Genomic DNA, 21,262 nt, shown 5'->3' with positions numbered 1-21,262 from the left:
ACCATTTCTCAACGGTTTGTCTGTGGATTACCACACGTTGGCAACATACGGCCACTGCGCCGTCAGGCAGCCGCCAGTTGGTTCTTCTTGGCCTGCCACCACGCTGCCGCGGCACGCCGGCGCCGCGGCAGCGGCCCTGCCCCCTCACTGACCGGCCCGGCGAGCGACGTGCACCCCGTGCTGCGCCGGGCCACGGCCCCGCCCGCCGCGCTCGACCTGCTCGCCCAGGCCCGCGCCGCACTCGAGGAGGCGACCGTCCTCGAGACGCCCAACGAGCGGTACGCGACGGCCCATCTGGCCGCCCTGCGCACGGCCGCCGCCGTGCTCGCCGCACGCGGGCGCCCGGAGCCCACGGCACGCCGCCGCGCCAAGATCAGAAGCGCCTGGGAAGTGCTCCCCGAGATCGCGCCCGAACTGACCGAGTGGAGCGCGCTGTTCGCCGCCGGCGCTCCCCGCCGTGCCCGCGCCGAGGCCGGCATCCAGGGTGCGGCCAGTATCCGCGACGCGGACGACCTGATACGCGATGTGGCGATGTTCCTGCGCCTGGTCGAGCGGATGCTGGTGCTCCAGCCGGTGCTGCCCCAGCCGCGGCAGGACGGGGACCGGGAGATCCCGGACGCGGGCTGAGCCGAGTGCCCGGGGCCGTCGGCCGGGTGGGCCGAAGATGGGTGGGCGGGGCAGCGCGGGCCCGGGCCGGCAGGTGGTGTGGGTCGGGGCTCCGGGCAGGGCTCCAAAGGCAATAGGCTGGAGGCGCCTGAAGCCTTTCGCCCTGGTACCGGGGGCCGGAAGGCCGTCCGATCGCTCCGCCGTACACCAGGCGGTGCCGCGCCGAGGAGTCAACTGCCGTGTCGGACCCGATGCGCCCGCCCGTCTCCCACCACAGCCCTCGAACGACGTCGCCACGCTCCGACCCCTCTCGACCCCGCGCTTCTCTCCGTACCGCCGTGGTCTGGGATGTTCTCAAGGACGCCCTGGACCGCCGCGTCAAGGCCACGGGGCGGGACGTGCTGGACGTCCTCGACACCGGAGGCGGCAGCGGCAAGTTCGCCGTGCCCGTCGCCGGCCTCGGCCACCGCGTGACCGTCGTCGACCCCAGCCCGAACGCGCTCTTCGCGCTGGAGCGCCGGGCCGCCGAGGCCGGTGTCGCCGACCGGGTGCAGGGCGTCCAGGGCGACGCACATGGCCTCTTCGACGTCGTCGAGCGCGGCGGCTACGACGTCGTGCTGTGCCACGGCGTCCTGGAGTACGTGGACGACCCCGCCGAGGGCGTCCGCAACGTGGTCGCCGCGCTGCGCCCCGACGGTGTCCTCAGCCTGCTTGCCGCAGGCCTCGGCGGCGCCGTGCTCGCGCGGGCCCTCGCCGGGCACTTCAAGGAGGCCAAGCAGGCGCTGGAGGATCCCAACGGCCGCTGGGGCGAGGGTGACCCCGTGCCGCACCGCTTCACCGCCGAGCAACTCACCGCGCTCGTCGAGGACGCGGGCCTGCGCGTCGGTGCCGTGCACGGCGTGCGGGTCTTCGCGGACCTCGTGCCCGGGGTCCTGGTGGACACCGAGCCTGGCGCCCTGGAAGCGCTGCTCAAGCTGGAGGCCGCGGCCGCCGAGACCCCCGCGTTCCACTCCGTGGCCACGCAGCTCCATGTCCTCGGTGAGTCACAGGGGGCGTCCGAGTCCTGAGTGCCTGCCGTGACGCGCCGCTGATCAGCGGCTTGACGGCGGATGGAGTACGCCACAGGACCCCCGATCGGGCGGTGCGAGCCGTATGATCGAGGGAGACCGTCCGGCATGACGGGTCGGTCGCTGGGGAATGGAAGCCTCAGCGAGCCGGGACGTCCATGGCGGGTTCCGGTTGGCCAATTGGCGTAGAGGGGCGGGTTTCAAGGGGGCGATTCCCTGCCTATCCTGAAGGGGACCCCCGGTCGCCCCGGCGACTGCACGATGAGGAGGACTCCGTGCCGCTCTCGGAGCACGAGCAGCGAATGCTCGAGCAGATGGAGCGAGCGCTGTACGCCGAAGATCCCAAGTTCGCGACAGCGCTTGAGGGAAGCGGGCTGCGTACGTACACCCGGCGACGGGTCTACCAGGCGGTCGCGGGCTTCCTGGTGGGTATCGCGCTCCTCATGGCCGGAATGGTCGCACAGCTGATCTGGATCAGCGTGGTCGGGTTTCTCGTCATGCTGGGCTGCGCCGTGCTCGCCGTGACGGGCTGGCGCAAGGCACCCAAGCCGGGTGAGCAGGGGGCGCCGGGCTCCCGCAGGCAGGTCCGGCAGCGACGGTCCATGATGGACCGCATCGAACAACGCTGGCAGCGACGCCGCGACGAACACGGCCACTAGCCCGCCGGGCGGCAGCCGAAGACAGACGTCCAGGGGGCGACCACCGACGAGGTGGTCGCCCCCTGATCTGTGCCCGGGCGAGCCGACGGGTCCCGGACCGCGCTCCACCGGCTCGTGCCGCAAGGCCAGGGCGGGGCCGCCTCCTTGACGGCGGCACGGATATCGGCGGCGGTCCGTCCACCTGTGCGCGGGTGCGCGTGCCGGGGTGGCGGTGGCCGGGTTCTCGCTCTTCGGCGGTCCGTCCACCTGTGCGCGGGTGCGCATGCCGGGGTGGTGGTGGCCGGGTTCTCGCTCTTCGGTAGCCCGGTGGTCTGTGCGGGGGTGGGCATGCCGGGGTGGTGGTGGCCGGGTTCTCGCTCTTCGGCGGTCCGGTGGTCTGTGCGGGGGTGCGCATGCCGGGGTGGTGGTGGCCGGGTTCTCGCTCTTCGGCAGCCCGGCGGCCCTTGCGCGGGTGCGCACGCCGGGATGACGGCGGCCGGGTCCTCGTCCTCCCGCCGCCCGTCCGCCTGTGCGCGGGTGCGCGTGCCGGGGTGGCGGTGGCCGGGTTCTCGTCCTGCGGCGGTCCGGCGGCATGTGCGTCGGCGTCCAGTGCTGGAAGACCGCCCTGGGGTGCTGGAGGCCATGGAGTGGGACGAGGCGACGCTTGCCAGGATCGCGGGGGTACTCGACGACGCGGCTTCGCTCCTGGAGCGGGAGCCGCACCGGGCAGGCGCCGGCTCTCCGAGGCCGCGACAGGGCACGACGGACGAGGGAACCGGCTGCCACGGGTAAGGGCAAGGGCACCGGCACCGTCCGTTCCAGGGGGCAGAAACGACACCGCCCGCCCCGTTTCCCCGGGGCGGGCGGTTGCGTGCGTCAGCCGCTCCGCTGGCCGGACGGCCGCCGCACCAGGGCCGCCCAGCGCGCCGACCAGCGGGCCCTGAGATCCGCCCAGCCGTCACTCACGGCCCACACCGCCCGCATGGCCGAGCGCGGTGCCACGACCGCCCGCACACGGGTCCGCCGACTGGCTGTGGACCTCAGCGCCACCCGGAGCCTGCGCACATCGTCGACCAGTCCGGCCTGGGCGCGCGGCTGCGGGGCGAAGAGCACCTGCTCCACAGCGCCGGCCACCCGGTGCACGGCCTCGGCCGTCGACGCGTCCAGCCCGCCGAGCCGCACGATCCGCTCGGCGGCCTTCCGCGGGGTCAGCGCGTCGTCCGGCACGATGCCGTAGTCCCACGCGGTGTCCGTGAGCTCCCGCCAGACGGCCAGAGTGTGCCCCACTGCGACCTCGGCGACCCGGCCCGGGAGAGCCTGGCCCGGCAGCACGGTCATCCCGACGTCATCCGTGTACTGCGTGCCGGCCTTGCGCTCCCGGCCGCGTACGCCGCCCCGCGGCGGACCGGACGACGCGTGCTGAGCGGAGGCCAGCCGCACCGCCCGGCTTCTGAGCCGCCAGAGCATCGGCGTCAGCGGCAACGCGACCAGGACCAGCCCCAGCAGCGTCCACGCCAGGATCTGGTACCACGGCGGCCCGTCGTTCCCGGAGGCCACCACGGCCTGCGAGGACTGGCTCGGGCACGCCTCCAGCTTCCGCTCCTGCGCCGTGCAGCTCTCGCTCGCCGACGGTGCGATGGACGGCGCCGTGGACGACGACAGCGACGGCTGCGGCACCCCCTGGTTGTTGCCGCTCGGCGTGTCCGACTGCGTGTACGCGGGCGTCGAGCCCCGGGTCGGGGTCGGCTCGAAGCGGGTCCAGCCCACGCCCTCGAAGTACAGCTCCGGCCAGGCGTGGGCGTCCCGCAGCCCCACCGACATCGAGCCGTCCGCCTGCGGAGAACCCGGGGTGAATCCCACCGCGACCCGCGCCGGTATCCCCAGCGTCCGGGCCATCGCGGCCATCGCGAACGAGAAGTGCACGCAGAAGCCCTGCTTGTCCTGCAGGAACCGGGCGATCGCGTTCGGTCCGGTGCCCACCTGCACCTGGGTGCTGTAGGTGAATCCGCCGTCGACCGCGAAGTAGTCCTGGAGCTTGACCGCCTCCTCGTAGTGGTTCGACGAGCCCGAGGTCACCCTGCGGGCCGTCTGCGCCACCACCGCCGGCAGGGACCCCGGCACCTTGGTGAACTCTCGCTTCAGCGCCTCCGGCGGCTCCGGCGCCGCGGCCAGCTGCTCGGCGGTCGGCTGCACGATCAGGCTCTTGACGCTGTACTGCAGGCCCCGGGTGTTCTGCCCGTGGTCGCCGACGAGGGTGCGGCCCACCGGCTCGTACCGCCAGCTGCCCTTGATCTTCACGCTCGTCGCGGGGTAGGGCATGGGCAGCCAGTCCTGCGCGTACCAGTCGGCCGCCGAGATCCGCGTCTCGATCTCGGTCCGCCTGACCCCGCCCGCGAGGCCGATCGGCGTGGGGAGCGCGTCCGGGACGGCCGAGATGTGCCGTTGGGCGGGCTTCCAGGTCGTACCGTCGAAGTCGTCGAGGGCGACGATCCGCAGATACATGTCCTGGTTGTCGTCCGTGTTGGTGCGGTACGCCATGACCTGGCGGTCCTGGTCCACGTTCAGACTGTCGCGCAGCGACACCAGGGGGTTGACCGCGGAGATCGTGCCGCCGTCGCCGAGGCCGTCGCCGACGCCGGTCCCGGCGCCGTCCAGCAGCCCGCCCTTGAGCGAGGGCAGGGCGAGCGGCACCACCAGGGCCACGCCCAGCGCGACCGCGCCGATGCGCCGCCCGGTGCGGACGGGAGCGACGGCCCCGCCGGCTTCCGCGCCCGGGGTGCGGGGGGCACCGCTGAAGACCCGCCCCCACTGGGACAGTCGGTCGCGGCCCTCGGCCAGCAGCAGCATCAGATAGCCGCCCGCCGCCACGAGGAACCACATCCAGTCGGTGCCGCCGTTCGAGAGGCCCGCGGCCACCGAGTACAGCGCAAGGAGCGGCAGTCCGGCCGGGGCGGCCGCCCGGAACGTCACCGCCAGCGCGTCCACCAGAAGCCCGATCAGCACGACACCGCCGACGATCATCAGCCGGATCCCGGGGGTGAGCGGCGCGGGGATCGCATAGCGCCCGACGTCCTCCGCGCCCGACTGCAACAGCACCCCGAAGTGGTGGAAGGCGTCGGGGCCGGGGACGAACCCGGCGACGGCCTGGCTGCGGGCGAAGATCAGTGTGACCAGCAGGAGGGTGACCACCACCTGGCAGGCGAGGGTCAGCGGACGCGCCAGCGGGACGCGCCGGGTCAGCGCGCCCACACCGCTCTGGACCGCCACCAGGAACACCGCCTGGAAGAGCCAGGTCGCCGGGGACACCAGGGGAAGCAGGGCGCACGACGCCATCAGCGTCGCCGCCGCGGCACACAGCGCCAGCCGTGCGCGCCCGCTCATGACAGTCCCTCCGCACCGTTCACGGCGCCGACGCCCGTGCGCTGCCGGTCCGCCTCGCGCCACAACTCCGGCAGTGAGACGCCCCGGGGCACCATCAGGGCGGTCCAGCCCGCCTCGCGCAGCATCCGCAGCCGCTCCTCGCTCCGGTTCAACGGGCCAGGCACATCGCTCGGTTCGCGCCCCCAGGCGTCGCTGTCCAGCAGAAAGGCGAGTGCCCCGCCGCTGCGCCTGCTCATATTGGCGGCCACCGCGGCCTGTTCCTCGCTGAGATCGCCGAAGAAGGCCACCAGCAGCCCCTCGTTCCCGCCGCGCAGCACGTCGTACGCGCGGGACAGGCCCGCACCGTCCGAGTGGTCGATCACGGCGAGCGTGTCCATCATCAACCCGGCCGCGTCCGCGGACTCCTGGCTCGCGCCCGCGAACCCGTCCGCGCCCTCGCCGGGCACCGAGTTGCCCGTGTCGGTCAACAGCCGCACCGAGAAGCCCCGTTCGAGCATGTGCACCAGCGTGGACGCGGCGCCCGCCACCGCCCATTCGAAGGCCGAGTCCGGGCCCGCGCCCCGGAAAGCGACACCCCGGGTGTCGAGCAGCACCGTGCACCGGGCCCGCTGCGGCTGTTCCTCGCGGCGCACCATCAGCTCGCCGTAGCGCGCGGTGGAACGCCAGTGCACCCGGCGCAGGTCGTCGCCGTAACGGTAGCCGCGCGGGATCACGTCGTCCTCGCCCGCCAGCGCCAGCGAGCGCTGCCGCCCGTCGCCGTACCCCCTCGCCTCGCCCGTCAGCCGTACCGGTGGCAGCGGCTCCACGCGCGGGATGACCGTCAGGGTGTCGTACGTCGAGAAGGAGCGGGTCAGTTCGCACATCCCGAACGGGTCCGTCAGACGCAGCTGGAGCGGGCCCAGCGGATAGCGGCCGCGCAGGTCCGAGCGCACGCGGTACGACACCTCGCGGCGGCCGCCCGCCTCCACCCGGTCCAGGACGAACCGGGGGCGCGGCCCGAGGACGTACGGCACCCGGTCCTGGAGCATCAGCAGCCCGGTGGGCAGCCGGGAGACGTTGTCCATCCGCAGATGGACCCGGGCCTCGGAGCCGGCGGGCACGCGCGAGGGGGTCAGGCGGCGGCTGCCGGCGACCCGGTAGCGGGTGCGGTACAGCACGGTCGCGCACACCAGGGGCAGCACCGCGAGCAGCAGCCCGACCCGGAGCAGATCGCCCTGGCCCAGGACGTAGGCACAGATCGCGGCCGCGATGCCGGCCGCCAGGAAGGAGCGCCCGCGCGTGGTCAGCCCGGCGAGCGCGGTGCGCATCCCGCCCCTGCCCTCCTCGGCGGCGCGCGCCGTTCCCCCGTGGGTCATCACAGCCTCCGGGGCGGCTGCTGGCCGTAGCCGCGGCCCATGGTGAGGCCGGACTGCTGCTGGGGCGCCGCGGGCACCGGTGTGCTCGCCAGGATCTCCTGGACGACCTGCTCCGCCGTACGGCGGTTGAGCTGGGCCTGCGCGGTGGGCAGCAGACGGTGGGCCAGGACCGCCACGGCGAGGGCCTGCACATCGTCCGGCAGCGCGTACTCCCGGCCGCTCAGGGCTGCGGATGCCTTCGCCGCGCGCAGCAGGTGCAGGGTGGCGCGCGGCGAGGCGCCGAGTCTGAGGTCGGGGTGGGTGCGCGTGGCGGCGACCAGGTCCACCGCGTAGCGCCGGACCGACTCCGCGACGTGGACGCCTCGGACGGCCTCGACCAGTTTCACGATCTCGTGCGCGTGGGCCACCGGCTGGAGGTCGTCCAGCGGGTTCACCCCGCCGTGGATGTCGAGCATCTGCAACTCGGCGTCCGCGCTCGGGTAGCCGATGGAGACGCGGGCCATGAAGCGGTCGCGCTGGGCTTCCGGCAGCGGGTAGGTGCCCTCCATCTCGACCGGGTTCTGGGTGGCGACCACCATGAACGGGCTGGGCAGTTCGTAGGTCTGGCCGTCGATGGTGACCTGACGCTCCTCCATCGACTCCAGGAGCGCGGACTGGGTCTTGGGCGAGGCGCGGTTGATCTCGTCGCCGATCACGATCTGGGCGAAGATCGCGCCCGGCTTGAACTCGAAGTCCCGGCGCTGCTGGTCCCAGATGGACACGCCCGTGATGTCCGAGGGCAGCAGGTCGGGCGTGAACTGGATACGCCGCACCGTGCAGTCGATGGAACGCGCCAGCGCCTTGGCGAGCATGGTCTTGCCGACGCCGGGGACATCCTCGATCAGAAGATGTCCCTCGGCGAGCAGCACGGTCAGCGAAAGCCGTACGACCTCAGGCTTGCCCTCGATCACTCCTTCCACCGAACTGCGGACGCGCTCCACAGTGGCAGTCAGATCACTAAGGCTCGCTCGATCGTCATAGGTCGTCACCCGGCCCTCCTCGGCCCGTTCTTTCTCCGGGCCGACGCTCTGCGATGCGGACCGGCCCACCCCGAAACACGGACACCACGCGGGGAAAGTTCCGCGTGACGCCACAACCGCATTCTTGTTGCCGTTACCGGTTCGTGTCACTCGGCTGTGGACAACTGGCCGCGATATGTCGGCCTTGCGGCCTTTTTGGCACACCGGGCCCGGGATTTTTGTCCGAATGGATGTACGCAGTTGGGGGCCGTTGTGATGGATCGGGGTGCCGGCACGTGCTGTTACGCGGGGTCGATCTCCCGCAGCAGGCCCGTCTTCACATCGAAGACGAAGCCGCGCACGTCGTCGGTGTGCAGCAGGAACGGAGAGGTGCGCACGCGCTGCATCGACTGCCGTACGTCCTGGTCGACGTCGCGGAAGGCCTCGACCGCCCAGGCCGGCCGCTGACCCACCTCCATCTCCAGCTCGTGCCGGAAGTCCTCCGTCAGCGACTCGAGACCGCAGCCTGTGTGGTGGATGAGGACGACGCTGCTGGTGCCGAGCGCGCGCTGGCTGATGGTGAGGGAGCGGATCACGTCGTCGGTCACCACGCCGCCAGCGTTGCGGATGGTGTGGCAGTCGCCCAGTTCGAGGCCGAGCGCGGCGTGCAGGTCGAGCCGGGCGTCCATGCAGGCCACGACCGCGACCCGGAGGACGGGACGGGCGTCCATCCCGGGATCGGTGAATGCGGCGGCGTAGCGTTGGTTGGCGTCGACGAGGCGATCGGTGACGGTGCCGAGTATGGCGCCTTCGGGACCGGCGGGAACGGATGCGGAAGTCGTCATACCCATGACGGTACTGGTCACAGGGGATCGAGGCCCGCTGTGAGAGGGGACAAAGAACGTCACGGCGGCTTGTTGTGACGCAACCCACACGGACGGTGAAACCTCACTCGGATGGGTGAATCTTTTCGAATTGTGCTGCCGGGACAGGCACGGTGCGCGACGCGCAGGCCGGTTGATTGACCGCAAGACAGGGTGGACTAAAGTGACGCGAAGCGGGAGGCGAGAGGCTCTCCCCGCGACTGTTCACCCCGGAGACATCGGCACAGCGCCGGTTTCTCCCCGCGTGCGCGGCGCGTACGTACGGCTCGGCCTCCTCCCGCTCCCGGTCGGCTGACGCTTCCGGCGCCGGCAGGCTTCCCCTTCACTGGGGGCACCCCCGGCGTCGGCCGGGAGAGGGCGGGGACCCGGCCGTGCGTACGGCCTCGCCGGATCTGAGAGGCCCCCCTTGAGCAAGAGTCGACACGTGCCCGTCATGCTCCGGCAGTGCCTGGACATGCTGGCCCCGGCCCTCGCCGAGCCCGGGGCTGTCGTGGTCGACTGCACCCTCGGGCTCGGCGGCCACAGCGAGGCGCTGCTCGAGCGCTTCCCCGAGGTCCGGCTCGTGGCGCTCGACCGTGACAAGGAGGCGCTGCGCCTGTCCGGGGAGCGGCTCGCCCCCTTCGGGGAGCGCGCCACCCTGGTGCACGCGGTCTACGACGAACTCCCCGAGGTGCTCGACCGGCTCGGCATTCCTCGCGTCCAGGGGGTGCTCTTCGACCTCGGCGTCTCCTCCATGCAACTCGACGAGGCGGAGCGCGGTTTCGCCTATGCGCAGGACGCCCCGCTGGACATGCGCATGGACCAGACAACGGGCGTCAGCGCCGCCGAGGTCCTCAACACCTACCCGGCCGGGGAACTCGTGCGGATCCTGCGGACGTACGGCGAGGAGAAGCAGGCCAAGCGGATCGTGTCCGCGATCGTGCGCGAGCGCGAGAAGGAGCCGTTCACGAACAGCGCGCGGCTCGTGGAGCTGATCCGGGACGCGCTGCCGCAGGCGGCCAAACGGACCGGCGGCAACCCGGCCAAGCGCACGTTCCAGGCGCTGCGCATCGAGGTCAACGGCGAACTCGCGGTCCTGGAGAGGGCCATCCCGGCGGCGGTGAAGGCACTCGCCGTCGGCGGCCGGATCGCCGTCCTCTCCTACCACTCGCTCGAAGACCGCCTGGTCAAGCAGGTGTTCGCGGCGGGCGCCGCGAATACTGCGCCTCCCGGACTACCGGTCGTCCCCGAGCGCTACCAGCCCCGGCTCAAGCTCCTCACGCGCGGTGCCGAACTTCCCACCGAGGAGGAGGTCGCCGAGAACCGCCGAGCGGCCCCGGCGCGCCTGCGCGGCGCCGAGCGCATCCGTGAGGACGCCGAGTGAGCCGGGCGGGGGGTGGGCGTGTGAGCCGGACGAAAGGGGTGGGCCAGTGAGCAGAGGACGCGCGGTGCCCGCAGGTGCGCCGGCCGCCGAGGAGCGCCCGCCGCGGCCCGGCAGCCCCGCCCCGACCCGGCCGAAGCAGCCCTCCACCCCCACCAGGCCGCCCCGTGCGTCCTGGTACGGGGACAGACGACGTGACGCTGTCGAAATGCGGCGGGAGGGTGTGTGAGCAGCCGGAATCCCGAACTCAAGGGCCGGGCTGCCCGGCTCGCGCGGCTGATCCCCGCGGGCCGCGGCGGCGGCGCCGCCCGTACCCCCTTCGTGCTGCTCGTCGTCCTGTTGCTCGGCGGCGGGCTCATCGGGCTCCTCGTACTGAACTCCGCGCTCAGCGAGGGGGCGTTCAAGCTGGACGACCTGCAGAGGCAGACCAAGAGCCTCACCGACGAGGAGCAGGCCCTCCAGCGGGACGTGGACGCCTACTCGGCCCCCGATGCCCTCCAGCGCCGCGCCCGCGAACTCGGCATGGTCCCCGGTGGCGACCCGGCCTTCCTCAACTCCGACGGCACCGTCAGGGGCGTCCCCTCGGCCGCCGCCGAGCAGTCCGTGGCCGGCGCCGCGGCCGTGCGCCCGCCCGAGGTGCTCAACCTCTCTCCGAGCCCCACGGCGCCGACGTCACCGTCCCCGAGCAGCCCCTCGGCGGCCGGCCCCACGACCGCGCCCCCCACCTCGCCCGCACCCTTGTCCCCGACCCCTGGCAGGTGACGGAAGTGTCCGACAGGGAACCGCCGCGCCGCCGCGTGCCCGGCCCCGCCCGGCCCGTGCGCCCCGACGCGCGGCGTCGCCCGGGACCGGGCGGCGCCCGCCCCGCCCGCCCCGCCCGCCCCGCCCGCCCCGCGCGCCGCCCGGTCCAGGCCCGGGGCGCCGCCGCCCGTACCATCCGGCTCGGCAGCCCCCGCCCCCGGCTGCGCATGGTCAGCCTGGCCCTGACCCTGGTGCTGATCGCCTTCGTCGTACGGCTGCTGCAGGTGCAGGCCGTGGACGCGAGCGCGTACGCCGCCAAGGCGGACCAGAACCGGTACGTCGGGCGCACCCTGGCCGCCGTGCGCGGCGAGATCACGGACCGCAACGGCGTCGAGCTGGCGAGCAGTGTGGACGCGTACGACATCACGGCCGACCCCACGCTGTTCACCCCGGAGGCGACCAAGACGCCGGACGCCCCCGAGCAGGCAGCCGCGCTCCTCGCCCCGATCCTCGGCCAGGACACCGCGAAGGTCACCGGGAGGCTCAGGACCCCGCACACCCGCTACGTCCTGCTGGCCCACCGGCAGACCCCCCAGGTCTGGAAGCAGATCAAGGACCTGAAGAACACGCTCGCGGCCAAGGCCCGGACCGACGGGAAAACGGTCAACGTCCTCGCCGGCGTCCTGGCCGAGCCCACCAGCAAGCGCGTGTACCCGAACGGCGACCTCGCCGCCGGGATACTGGGCTGGGTCAACGCCGACGGCAAGGGCGGGGGCGGCATCGAGCAGCAGCTGAACAAGGAGCTGGCCGGCAAGGACGGCAAGATCCGCTTCGCCCAGTCCGGCGGCCGTCTGGTGCCGACCGCGGGCTCCACCGAGACGCCCGCCGTGGCCGGCTCCGACGTCGAGCTGACCATCGACCGCGACATCCAGTGGGCCGCCCAGAACGCCATCACCGAGCAGGTGAAGCAGTCCAAGGCGGACCGCGGGTACGTGGTGGTGCAGGACACCCGGACCGGCCAGATCCTGGCCCTGGCGAACTCACCCGGCTTCGACCCCAACGACCTCTCGAAGGCCAATGCGGCGGCCCTGGGCAACGCGGCCCTCCAGGACGCCTACGAGCCCGGCTCCACCGCCAAGGTCATGACGATGGCCGCCGTGCTGCAGGAGAACGTCGCCACCCCGACGACCCATGTCACCGTGCCCAACCGGCTGCACCGCGGCGACCGGCTGTTCGCGGACGACATCGACCACGCGACCTGGTACCTGACGCTCAACGGCGTCCTCGCCAAGTCCAGCAACATCGGCACCATCCTCGCCGCCGGACAGCTCGGGAAGACGCAGCCGGAGGCCAACCGGGTCCTCTACTCGTATCTGCGCAAGTTCGGCATCGGCAGCCTCACCGGACTCGGGTTCCCGGGCGAGACGAAGGGCATCCTCGCGCCGCCCGACAAATGGTCGACGTCCCAGCAGTACACGATTCCTTTCGGCCAGGGCGTGTCGATCAACGCGATGCAGGCCGCGTCCGTCTACTCGACCATCGCCAACGGCGGCGTCCGTGTCGAGCCCACCCTGGTACGCGGCGAGAAGGGCGCGGACGGCCGCTTCACACCGGCCCCGAAGCCCAAGGAGACCAGGGTCGTCAGTGCCGGGACGGCAAAGACCCTCGCCCAGATGCTGGAGTCCGTCGTGGACGACGAGCAGGGCACCGGTGCCAAGGCGCGGATCCCCGGATACCGGGTCGCGGGGAAGACGGGTACGGCGAACCGTGTGGATCCGGCCACCGGAAAGTACCGGGGTTACACGTCCTCCTTCGCCGGGTTCGCCCCCGCGGACAACCCCCGCATCACCGTCTACTGCGCGATCCAGAACGCCACCAAAGGCAGCTATTTCGGTGGCCAGATCTGCGGCCCCATCTTCAAGCAGGTCATGGAGTTCGCCCTGAAGACCCTCCAGGTCCCGCCCACCGGGGCCGGGGCCGCGAACCTCCCTGTCGAGTTCACGCCATGATCAGCACTACGGGAAAGACCGACCAGGAACCAGCTCGTGACAACGATCACTCCCGATCCCGGGAACCAGACCCCGCCTCCGCCCTCGCCCACCCGTCTCCCAGCACCACCCTTGCCGGACCGCGCTTCGCGCGGGCTCCTTTTTAGCTCCGGCGGGGGTGCGCCCGGTACGCTCACCGCCGTGCCACACGCTGATCAGTCCCACATCACCCAGAAGGGCGCTTCCGTGACATATCCGGGACCGCCGCGACCGGCTCACGTCTCCGCCACACCCCTCGCGGAGCTCGCCGATCAGCTGGGTGCCACAGCTCCGGAGAACGCCGCGGAGGTCACGGGCATCACCCATGACTCGCGCGCGGTCCGCCCCGGTGACCTGTACGCCGCCCTGCCCGGGGCCCGTCTGCACGGTGCCGACTTCGTCGCCCAGGCCGCCGGCCTCGGCGCGGTCGCCGTCCTGACCGACCCGACGGGCGCCGAGCGCGCCGCCGCCACGGGGCTTCCGGTCCTGGTGGCCGACGATCCGCGCGGACGCATGGGCGAGCTGGCGGCCACGATCTACGGCCGCCCCGGGCGTGACCTGCTTCAGATCGGCATCACCGGCACCTCCGGCAAGACCACCACGGCCTACCTCGTCGAGGGCGGTCTGAAGACCACCCGCAGCACCGGACTGATCGGCACCGTCGAGATGCGCATCGGCGACGAGCGCATCAAGTCCGAGCGCACCACCCCCGAGGCCACCGACCTGCAGGCCCTGTTCGCCGTCATGCGCGAGCGCGGGGTCGAGGCGGTCGCCATGGAGGTCTCCAGCCATGCGCTGGTCCTCGGGCGGGTCGACGGCTGCGTCTTCGACATCGCGGTCTTCACCAACCTCAGCCCGGAGCACATGGAGTTCCACTCCGACATGGAGGACTACTACCGGGCCAAGGCGCAGCTCTTCACGGAGAAACGGAGCCGGTTCGGCGTCATCAACCACGATGACGAGTACGGCCGCAGGCTCGTGAAGGAGTCCGGCGTCCCGGTCGTCACCTATTCCGCCGAGGGCCACCCCGACGCCGACTGGCGCGCCGAGGACGTCCGGATCAGCCCGATGGACTCGACGTTCACCGTGATCGGCCCCGAAGGCGAGCGGATCGCCGCCAGGTCGCCACTGCCGGGCCCGTTCAACGTCGCCAACACCCTCGCCGCGATCGTTGCCCTCGCCGCCGCCGGTCTCGACCCGCAGACCGCCGCCGACGGCATCGCCGCCGTGCCGGGAGTCCCGGGCCGCCTGGAGCGCGTGGACGCCGGGCAGCCGTACCTCGCGGTCGTGGACTACGCCCACAAGACCGACGCCGTCGAATCGGTGCTGCGCGCCCTGCGCAAGGTCACCGAGGGCAGGCTGCACGTCGTGCTCGGCTGCGGCGGCGACCGCGACAGGACGAAGCGCGCCCCGATGGGCGCCGCCGTGGCCCGGCTCGCCGACACGGCCGTGCTGACCTCCGACAACCCCCGCTCCGAGGACCCCCTCGCGATCCTCGCCACCATGCTCGAGGGCGCGGCGTCCGTGCCCGCGCACGAACGCGGCGAGGTGCAGGTCTTCGAGGACCGGGCGGCCGCCATCGCCGCCGCCGTGGCCCGCGCGCAGCCAGGGGACACCGTGCTGGTCGCGGGCAAGGGCCACGAGCAGGGCCAGGACATCGCCGGAGTGGTCCGTCCCTTCGACGACCGCCAGGTGCTTCGCGAAGCTATCCAGAAGACCCAGGGATGAACTTGTGATCGCCCTCTCCCTCGCCGAGATCGCAGCAGTCGTCGGCGGGCAGACGCACGACATACCGGACCCGTCCGTCCAGGTGACCGGACCGGTCGTCCGGGACTCCCGCGAGGTGGAGCCCGGCTCCCTCTTCGTCGCCTTCGTCGGAGAGCGCGTGGACGGACACGACTTCGCACCAGCGGTCGTTCAGGCGGGTGCCGCCGCCGTGCTGGCGTCCCGCCCCGTCGGCGTGCCCGCGATCGTCGTGGACGACGTCCAGGCCGCCCTCGGCGCCCTGGCGCGCCATGTCGTCCAGCGGCTGGGAACGACCCTCGTGGCCCTCACCGGGTCCGCGGGCAAGACCAGCACCAAGGACCTCATCGCCCAGGTGCTCCAGCGCAAGGCACCGACCGTGTTCACGCCGGGCTCGCTCAACAACGAGATCGGTCTGCCGCTGACCGCCCTCAGCGCCACCGAGGAGACCAGGTTCCTCGTCCTGGAAATGGGCGCCCGCGGTATCGGCCACATCCGCTACCTCACCGGCCTCACCCCCCCGAAGATCGGCGTCGTGCTCAATGTCGGCACCGCCCACATCGGCGAGTTCGGCGGCCGTGAGCAGATCGCGCAAGCGAAGGGCGAACTCGTCGAGAGCCTTCCCTCGAAGGACGAGGGCGGCGCCGCGATCCTCAACGCCGACGATCCGCTCGTACGGGCCATGGCATCCCGTACGAAGGCGAAGGTGATCCTTTTCGGAGAGTCCGACGAAGCGGACGTACGCGCCGAGAACGTGAGACTCACGGACAGCGGAAAGCCTTCCTTCAGCCTTCACACACCCTCCGGGTGCAGCGACGTGACCATGCGCCTGTACGGTGAGCACCACGTGTCGAACGCGCTCGCCGCGGCCGCCGTCGCCCATGAGCTGGGCATGTCCGCGGAAGAGATCGCCACCGCGCTCTCCGAGGCGGGCTCCCTCTCCCGCTGGCGGATGGAGGTCACCGAGCGCCCGGACGGCGTGACGGTCGTCAACGACGCCTACAACGCGAACCCCGAGTCCATGCGAGCCGCCCTGCGCGCGCTCGTGGCAATGGGCAACGGGCGCCGCACGTGGGCGGTGCTCGGCAAGATGGCCGAGCTCGGGGACGAGGCGCTCGCCGAGCACGACGCGGTCGGACGGCTCGCCGTCCGGCTCAACGTCAGCAAGCTCGTCGCGGTCGGGGGCAGGGAAGCGTCCTGGCTGCAATTGGGCGCATATAACGAGGGTTCGTGGGGTGAGGAGTCGGTGCACGTGTCCGACGCACAGGCGGCGATCGACCTGTTGCGCAGCGAGCTGCGCCCGGGAGACGTCGTACTCGTGAAGGCGTCCCGGTCGGTCGGTCTGGAGAGCGTGGCGCAGGCGCTGCTCGAGACCGGTGCCGAGGGTGAGGTTGCCGCCCGATGATGAAGCAGATCCTGTTCGCAGGAGTCATTGGCCTCTTCCTCACCCTGATCGGCACTCCGCTGCTGATCAAGCTGCTGGCCCGCAAGGGCTACGGCCAGTACATCCGCGACGACGGACCGCGCGAGCACGCCAGCAAGCGCGGTACGCCGACCATGGGTGGTATCGCCTTCATCCTGGCGACGATCGCCGCGTACTTCCTGTCGAAGGTGATCACGGGATACCCGCCCACCTTCTCCGGGCTGCTGGTGCTCGGCCTCATGGGCGGCATGGGCCTGGTCGGTTTCCTGGACGACTACATCAAGATCGTCAAGCGGCGTTCGCTCGGTCTGCGGGCCAAGGCGAAGATGGCCGGCCAGCTGATCGTCGGCATCGCCTTCGCGGTACTGGCCCTGCAGTTCGCCGACGCCCGCGGCAACACCCCGGCCTCCACCAAGCTCTCCTTCGTGCAGGACTTCGGCTGGACCATCGGCCCGGTGCTCTTCGTGGTCTGGGCGCTGTTCATGATCCTCGCGATGTCGAACGGCGTGAACCTCACCGACGGTCTGGACGGCCTCGCCACCGGCGCCTCCGTGCTGGTCTTCGGCGCGTACACCTTCATCGGCGTCTGGCAGTTCCAGGAGTCCTGCGCCAACTCGCAGACCCTGACCAACCCGGCAGCCTGCTACGAGGTGCGCGATCCGCTCGACCTGGCCGTCGTCGCCTCCGCGCTCATGGGCGCCTGCCTCGGCTTCCTGTGGTGGAACACCTCTCCCGCCAAGATCTTCATGGGTGACACCGGTTCGCTGGCCCTGGGCGGCGCGCTGGCGGGTCTCGCGATCTGCTCCCGCACCGAGCTGCTGCTCGCGCTCCTCGGCGGCCTCTTCGTCCTGATCACCATGTCGGTCGTCATCCAGGTCGGCTCCTTCCGCCTCACCGGCCGGCGCGTCTTCCGGATGGCACCGCTCCAGCACCACTTCGAACTCAAGGGCTGGTCCGAGGTGCTCGTCGTGGTCCGCTTCTGGATCATTCAGGGCATTTGCGTGATTGTGGGACTTGGCATCTTCTACGCGGGATGGGCAGCGGAAAAGTGACCGACTGGCAGGGCAAGCACGTCACCGTCGCCGGCCTCGGCGTCTCCGGCGTCCCGGCGGCCAAGGTGCTGCACGGGCTCGGCGCGGTCGTGACGGTCGTCAACGACGGCGACGACGAGCGGGCCCGGGCGCAGGCCGCGGAGCTGGAGGCGCTCGGCATCACCGTGCGCCTCGGTGACGCCCGCGGCGCAGCCGCTATGGGATGCAGCACCCTGCCCGAAGGCACTGAGCTGATCGTCACGGCGCCCGGCTGGAAGCCGGACAAGCCGCTCTTCGCCGCGGCCGAAAAGGCCGGTGTCCCGGTCTGGGGCGACGTCGAGCTGGCCTGGCAGCTGAGGGGCCCCGACGCGGCCCCCTGGCTCGCGGTCACCGGCACCAACGGCAAGACCACCACGGTGCAGATGCTCGCCTCGATCCTGCGGGCGGCGGGCCTGCGCACGGCCGCCGTCGGCAACATCGGGGTCTCGCTGCTGGACGCCGTCCTCGGCGAGGAGCAGTACGACGTGCTGGCGGTGGAGCTGTCGAGCTATCAGCTCCACTGGGCGCCGTCGCTGCGCGCCCACTCCGCCGCCGTGCTCAACCTGGCGCCCGACCACCTCGACTGGCACGGCTCCATGGAGGCGTACGCCGCCGACAAGGGCCGTATCTATGAGGGCAATCGGGTCGCCTGCGTGTACAACGTGGCCGACAAGGCGACCGAGGACCTGGTGCGCGAGGCGGACGTCGAGGAGGGCTGCCGGGCCGTCGGGTTCACGCTGGGCACGCCCGCGCCGTCCCAACTCGGCGTCGTGGACGGCATTCTGGTCGACCGCGCCTTCGTCGAGAACCGGCAGAAGAACGCGCAGGAGCTGGCCGAGGTCTCCGACGTCAACCCGCCGGCTCCGCACAACATCGCCAACGCACTTGCCGCGGCGGCCCTTGCGCGCGCCTTCGGGGTGTCCGCCTCGGCCGTACGGGACGGGCTGCGGGCCTTCACTCCGGACGCCCACCGCATCGCGCACGTGGCGGACGTGGACGGCGTCGCGTACGTCGACGACTCCAAGGCCACCAACACGCATGCGGCCGAAGCCTCGTTGGCGGCCTACGAGTCGATCGTGTGGGTCGCGGGCGGGCTCGCCAAGGGCGCGACCTTCGACGAGCTGGTCGCCAAGTCGGCAAAGCGACTTCGGGGTGTGGTGCTCATCGGTGCGGATCGTGCGCTGATCCGTGAAGCCCTTGCGCGACACGCGCCGGAAGTACCGGTCGTGGACCTCGACCGGACCGACACTGGGGCGATGCGTGCGGCTGTGCGGGAGGCGCGGGCGCTGGCTCTGGCCGGGGACACGGTGCTGCTGGCTCCGGCGTGCGCCTCCATGGACATGTTCGCGAACTACAACAAGCGCGGCGACGCCTTCGCGGAAGCGGTTCGCGAACTCGGCGCGGGCGCCTGAGGCGGGTCCCGGTCCGTCCGGGCGCGCCCGGAACCTTTGGGAGGGACGCGTGACAGGGATGTGGTCGGTGTCTCGTCGGTGGCTTTCCGCCGGGTGCACGGCGGCGGGAGCCGTTGATGGCCAGTAGCCGTACGGTCCAGCGAGCCCCCAAGCGGTCCTCCGGTCTCCGCCCCCCGCGCGACAACCCCCTCGCCCGGTTTCTCATCCGTGCCCGGCGGGCCTGGGACCGGCCCCTCACCGCCTACTACCTGATCCTCGGCGGCAGTCTGCTGATCACCGTGCTGGGGCTGGTGATGGTCTACTCGGCCTCGCAGATCACCGCGCTGCAGATGTCGCTGCCGGGGTCGTTCTTCTTCCGGAAGCAGTTCCTCGCGGCCTCGATCGGGGCGCTGCTGCTGCTCATCGCCTCGCGGATGCCCGTGAAGCTGCACCGGGCGCTGGCGTATCCGATCCTGGCGGGCGCCGTGTTGCTGATGGTCCTGGTGCAGGTGCCGGGGATAGGGATGGCGGTCAACGGCAACCAGAACTGGATCTCGCTCGGAGGCTCGTTCCAGATCCAGCCCAGCGAGTTCGGCAAGCTCGCGCTGGTGCTGTGGGGCGCCGACCTGATCGCCCGCAAGCAGGACAAGCGGCTGCTCACCCAGTGGAAGCACATGCTGGTGCCACTGGTCCCGGTGGCGTTCCTGCTGCTCGGGCTGATCATGCTCGGCGGCGACATGGGTACGACGATCATCCTGACCGCCATCCTGTTCGGGCTGCTGTGGATGGCCGGGGCGCCCACGCGGCTGTTCGCCGGGGTGCTGGGCGTCGCCGTGGTGCTCGGCGCCATCGCGATCAAGACCAGCCCGCACCGTCTGAACCGGCTCGCCTGCATCGGCGCCACCGACCCCGGACCGAACGACATCTGCTGGCAGGGTGTGCACGGCATCTACGCGCTCGCATCCGGCGGAATCTTCGGTTCCGGCCTTGGTGCGAGTGTGGAAAAATGGGGTCAACTCCCCGAAGCGCACACCGACTTCATCTTCGCGGTCACCGGTGAGGAACTGGGCCTCGCGGGGACGCTGTCGGTGGTCGCCCTCTTCGCGGCTCTAGGCTATGCGGGTATCCGCGTGGCCGGACGCACGGAGGACCCCTTCGTGAGGTATGCCGCGGGAGGCGTGACGACCTGGATCACCGCTCAGGCGGTGATCAACATCGGTGCGGTGCTCGGCCTGCTGCCGATCGCCGGCGTCCCCCTCCCGCTGTTCTCCTACGGAGGATCCGCCCTGTTGCCGACCATGTTCGCCGTCGGGCTCCTGATCGCCTTCGCGCGCGACGAGCCCGCTGCGCGGGCAGCGCTTGCCATGCGGCAACCCCGCTTTGGTAGAAAGCGTGCGGGAGGACCTCCGGGACCTCGGAGATGGAACACGATGCGACGGCGTGCCCCGAAGGCGCGCTCGTCCGGAGAGCGGTGAATTTCGGTGCATGTCGTACTCGCCGGTGGGGGGACCGCCGGCCACATCGAGCCCGCGCTCGCCCTCGCGGACGCCCTGCGCAGGCAGGACCCCACCGTGGGGATCACGGCCCTGGGCACGGAGCGCGGCCTGGAGACCAGGCTCGTACCCGAGCGGGGCTATGAACTCGCGCTGATCCCGGCCGTCCCCCTGCCGCGCAAGCCGACCCCCGAGCTGATCACGGTCCCCGGGCGGTTGCGCGGCACGATCAAGGCGGCCGAGCAGATCCTGGAGCGCACCAAGGCGGACGCCGTCGTCGGCTTCGGCGGCTATGTCGCCCTGCCCGGCTACCTCGCCGCCAAGCGCCTCGGTGTGCCGATCATCATCCACGAGGCCAACGCCCGTCCGGGCCTCGCCAACAAGATCGGTTCGCGGTACGCGGCCCAGGTCGCCGTCTCCACCCCGGACAGCAAGCTGCGCGGTGCCCGCTACATCGGCATCCCGCTGCGCCGCTCCATCGCCACCCTGGACCGCGCCGCCGTACGCCCGGAGGCCCGCGCCGCATTCGGGCTGGACCCGAACCTGCCGACGCTGCTGGTCTCCGGGGGCTCGCAGGGTGCCCGCCGGCTCAACGAGGTGGTCCAGCAGGTCGCGCCCTACCTCCAGCAGGCCGGCATCCAGATCCTGCACGCGGTCGGCCCGAAGAACGAACTGCCGCAGGTGCACCATATGCCGGGAATGCCCCCTTACATCCCGGTATCGTATGTGGATCGAATGGACCTCGCGTACGCCGCGGCCGACATGATGCTCTGCCGCGCGGGCGCGATGACCGTCGCGGAGCTCTCCGCCGTCGGGCTCCCGGCCGCTTACGTCCCGCTGCCCATCGGCAACGGCGAACAGCGGCTGAACGCCCAGCCGGTGGTCAAGGCCGGTGGCGGACTGCTGGTCGACGACGCGGAACTCACGCCCGAGTGGGTCCAGCAGAACGTCCTGCCCGTGCTCGCCGACCCGCACCGGCTGTACCAGATGTCCCGCGCCGCCGGCGAGTTCGGCCGCCGGGACGCCGACGACCTGCTCGTCGGCATGGTGTACGAGGCGATCGCCTCGCGCCACCACCAGTAACG

At 71.7% G+C, this 21,262-nt stretch carries 16 protein-coding genes; 12 read left to right on the top strand and 4 right to left on the bottom strand.

Going from position 1 to position 21,262, the window contains the following annotated elements; all coding sequences use genetic code 11:
* The first annotated feature begins 87 nt into the window (after positions 1 to 87).
* The 3 genes from ABT186_RS29825 (at position 88) to ABT186_RS29815 (ending at position 2,332) form a co-directional block, all read left to right on the top strand.
* On the top strand, positions 88 to 627 hold the full coding sequence (locus ABT186_RS29825) for an SAV_6107 family HEPN domain-containing protein (protein ID WP_351927650.1): 540 nt from the start codon (positions 88 to 90) through the stop codon (positions 625 to 627).
* A 218-nt stretch (positions 628 to 845) separates the two neighbouring features.
* Positions 846 to 1,673, top strand: coding sequence for a methyltransferase (locus ABT186_RS29820; protein WP_351226374.1), 828 nt, complete (start codon positions 846 to 848; stop codon positions 1,671 to 1,673).
* Between the two features lie 275 nt (positions 1,674 to 1,948).
* Positions 1,949 to 2,332 carry an SCO2097 family morphological protein gene (locus tag ABT186_RS29815; RefSeq protein WP_351226372.1) on the top strand — a complete coding sequence of 128 codons (384 nt, stop codon included), beginning with the start codon at positions 1,949 to 1,951 and terminating at the stop codon, positions 2,330 to 2,332.
* Between the two features lie 855 nt (positions 2,333 to 3,187).
* Here the strand turns inward: ABT186_RS29815 and ABT186_RS29810 are convergent.
* The 4 genes from ABT186_RS29810 to ABT186_RS29795 all read right to left on the bottom strand — a co-directional run bounded on the left by ABT186_RS29810 (position 3,188) and on the right by ABT186_RS29795 (position 8,890).
* Positions 3,188 to 5,692, bottom strand: a complete 2,505-nt coding sequence (locus ABT186_RS29810) for a transglutaminase TgpA family protein (protein WP_351927646.1) — start codon at positions 5,690 to 5,692, stop codon at positions 3,188 to 3,190.
* Entirely contained in the window at positions 5,689 to 7,047 is a 1,359-nt protein-coding gene (locus tag ABT186_RS29805) for a DUF58 domain-containing protein (protein WP_351226368.1), read from the bottom strand. The genes ABT186_RS29810 and ABT186_RS29805 overlap by 4 nt, the downstream gene beginning before the upstream one ends.
* Positions 7,047 to 8,075 (bottom strand): AAA family ATPase, encoded by a 1,029-nt coding sequence (locus ABT186_RS29800; protein WP_351226366.1) that lies wholly within the window; start codon positions 8,073 to 8,075, stop codon positions 7,047 to 7,049. Before ABT186_RS29800 ends, ABT186_RS29805 begins: the two co-directional genes overlap by 1 nt.
* Before the next feature lie 272 nt (positions 8,076 to 8,347).
* Complete coding sequence (locus ABT186_RS29795; protein ID WP_351226364.1) at positions 8,348 to 8,890, bottom strand: beta-class carbonic anhydrase; 543 nt, start codon at positions 8,888 to 8,890, stop codon at positions 8,348 to 8,350.
* Positions 8,891 to 9,335: 445 nt separating this feature from the next.
* Here ABT186_RS29795 and rsmH point away from each other — a divergent pair, with 445 nt between their 5' ends.
* From rsmH to murG, 9 genes are all read left to right on the top strand, one after another.
* Complete coding sequence (gene rsmH, locus ABT186_RS29790) at positions 9,336 to 10,292, top strand: 16S rRNA (cytosine(1402)-N(4))-methyltransferase RsmH (RefSeq protein WP_351927644.1); 957 nt, start codon at positions 9,336 to 9,338, stop codon at positions 10,290 to 10,292.
* 222 nt (positions 10,293 to 10,514) lie between these two features.
* The gene (gene ftsL / locus ABT186_RS29785) at positions 10,515 to 11,051 is read left to right on the top strand and encodes a cell division protein FtsL (RefSeq protein ID WP_351927642.1); all 537 of its coding nucleotides are present in this window, start codon (positions 10,515 to 10,517) and stop codon (positions 11,049 to 11,051) included.
* Positions 11,052 to 11,056: 5 nt separating this feature from the next.
* Positions 11,057 to 13,039, top strand: coding sequence for a peptidoglycan D,D-transpeptidase FtsI family protein (locus tag ABT186_RS29780; RefSeq protein ID WP_351927640.1), 1,983 nt, complete (start codon positions 11,057 to 11,059; stop codon positions 13,037 to 13,039).
* Between the two features lie 225 nt (positions 13,040 to 13,264).
* Positions 13,265 to 14,785, top strand: coding sequence for a UDP-N-acetylmuramoyl-L-alanyl-D-glutamate--2,6-diaminopimelate ligase (locus ABT186_RS29775; RefSeq protein WP_351927648.1), 1,521 nt, complete (start codon positions 13,265 to 13,267; stop codon positions 14,783 to 14,785).
* 4 nt (positions 14,786 to 14,789) lie between these two features.
* Positions 14,790 to 16,205: a UDP-N-acetylmuramoyl-tripeptide--D-alanyl-D-alanine ligase gene (locus ABT186_RS29770; protein ID WP_351226356.1), complete on the top strand. Its 1,416-nt coding sequence runs from the start codon at positions 14,790 to 14,792 to the stop codon at positions 16,203 to 16,205.
* A complete protein-coding gene (gene mraY, locus ABT186_RS29765) occupies positions 16,202 to 17,275 on the top strand; it encodes a phospho-N-acetylmuramoyl-pentapeptide-transferase (protein ID WP_351226354.1) in 1,074 nt (357 codons plus the stop codon). Before ABT186_RS29770 ends, mraY begins: the two co-directional genes overlap by 4 nt.
* Positions 17,257 to 18,705 carry a UDP-N-acetylmuramoyl-L-alanine--D-glutamate ligase gene (murD, locus tag ABT186_RS29760; RefSeq protein ID WP_351226352.1) on the top strand — a complete coding sequence of 483 codons (1,449 nt, stop codon included), beginning with the start codon at positions 17,257 to 17,259 and terminating at the stop codon, positions 18,703 to 18,705. The genes mraY and murD overlap by 19 nt, the downstream gene beginning before the upstream one ends.
* A gap of 116 nt (positions 18,706 to 18,821) precedes the next feature.
* The gene (ftsW, locus tag ABT186_RS29755; RefSeq protein WP_351226350.1) at positions 18,822 to 20,159 is read left to right on the top strand and encodes a putative lipid II flippase FtsW; all 1,338 of its coding nucleotides are present in this window, start codon (positions 18,822 to 18,824) and stop codon (positions 20,157 to 20,159) included.
* Positions 20,160 to 20,165: 6 nt separating this feature from the next.
* Positions 20,166 to 21,260 (top strand): undecaprenyldiphospho-muramoylpentapeptide beta-N-acetylglucosaminyltransferase, encoded by a 1,095-nt coding sequence (murG, locus tag ABT186_RS29750; RefSeq protein WP_351927638.1) that lies wholly within the window; start codon positions 20,166 to 20,168, stop codon positions 21,258 to 21,260.
* Positions 21,261 to 21,262 lie beyond the last annotated feature (2 nt).

The organism is Streptomyces sp. NPDC001634, assembly GCF_040298185.1.
Lineage (GTDB): Bacteria > Actinomycetota > Actinomycetes > Streptomycetales > Streptomycetaceae > Streptomyces.
Note: the sequence above shows the minus strand (reverse complement) of the source record. Positions and strands in the feature narration are given on the sequence as shown.

What these genes read in the sequence shown, in the direction of transcription:
- ABT186_RS29795 (WP_351226364.1), bottom strand. Translation starts at nt 8,890, where the DNA reads ATGACGACTTCCGCATCCGTTCCCGCCGGTCCCGAAGGCGCCATACTC.
- ABT186_RS29810 (WP_351927646.1), bottom strand. Translation starts at nt 5,692, where the DNA reads ATGAGCGGGCGCGCACGGCTGGCGCTGTGTGCCGCGGCGGCGACGCTG.
- ABT186_RS29805 (WP_351226368.1), bottom strand. Translation starts at nt 7,047, where the DNA reads ATGACCCACGGGGGAACGGCGCGCGCCGCCGAGGAGGGCAGGGGCGGG.
- murD (WP_351226352.1), top strand. Translation starts at nt 17,257, where the DNA reads ATGGGCAGCGGAAAAGTGACCGACTGGCAGGGCAAGCACGTCACCGTC.
- mraY (WP_351226354.1), top strand. Translation starts at nt 16,202, where the DNA reads ATGATGAAGCAGATCCTGTTCGCAGGAGTCATTGGCCTCTTCCTCACC.
- ftsW (WP_351226350.1), top strand. Translation starts at nt 18,822, where the DNA reads ATGGCCAGTAGCCGTACGGTCCAGCGAGCCCCCAAGCGGTCCTCCGGT.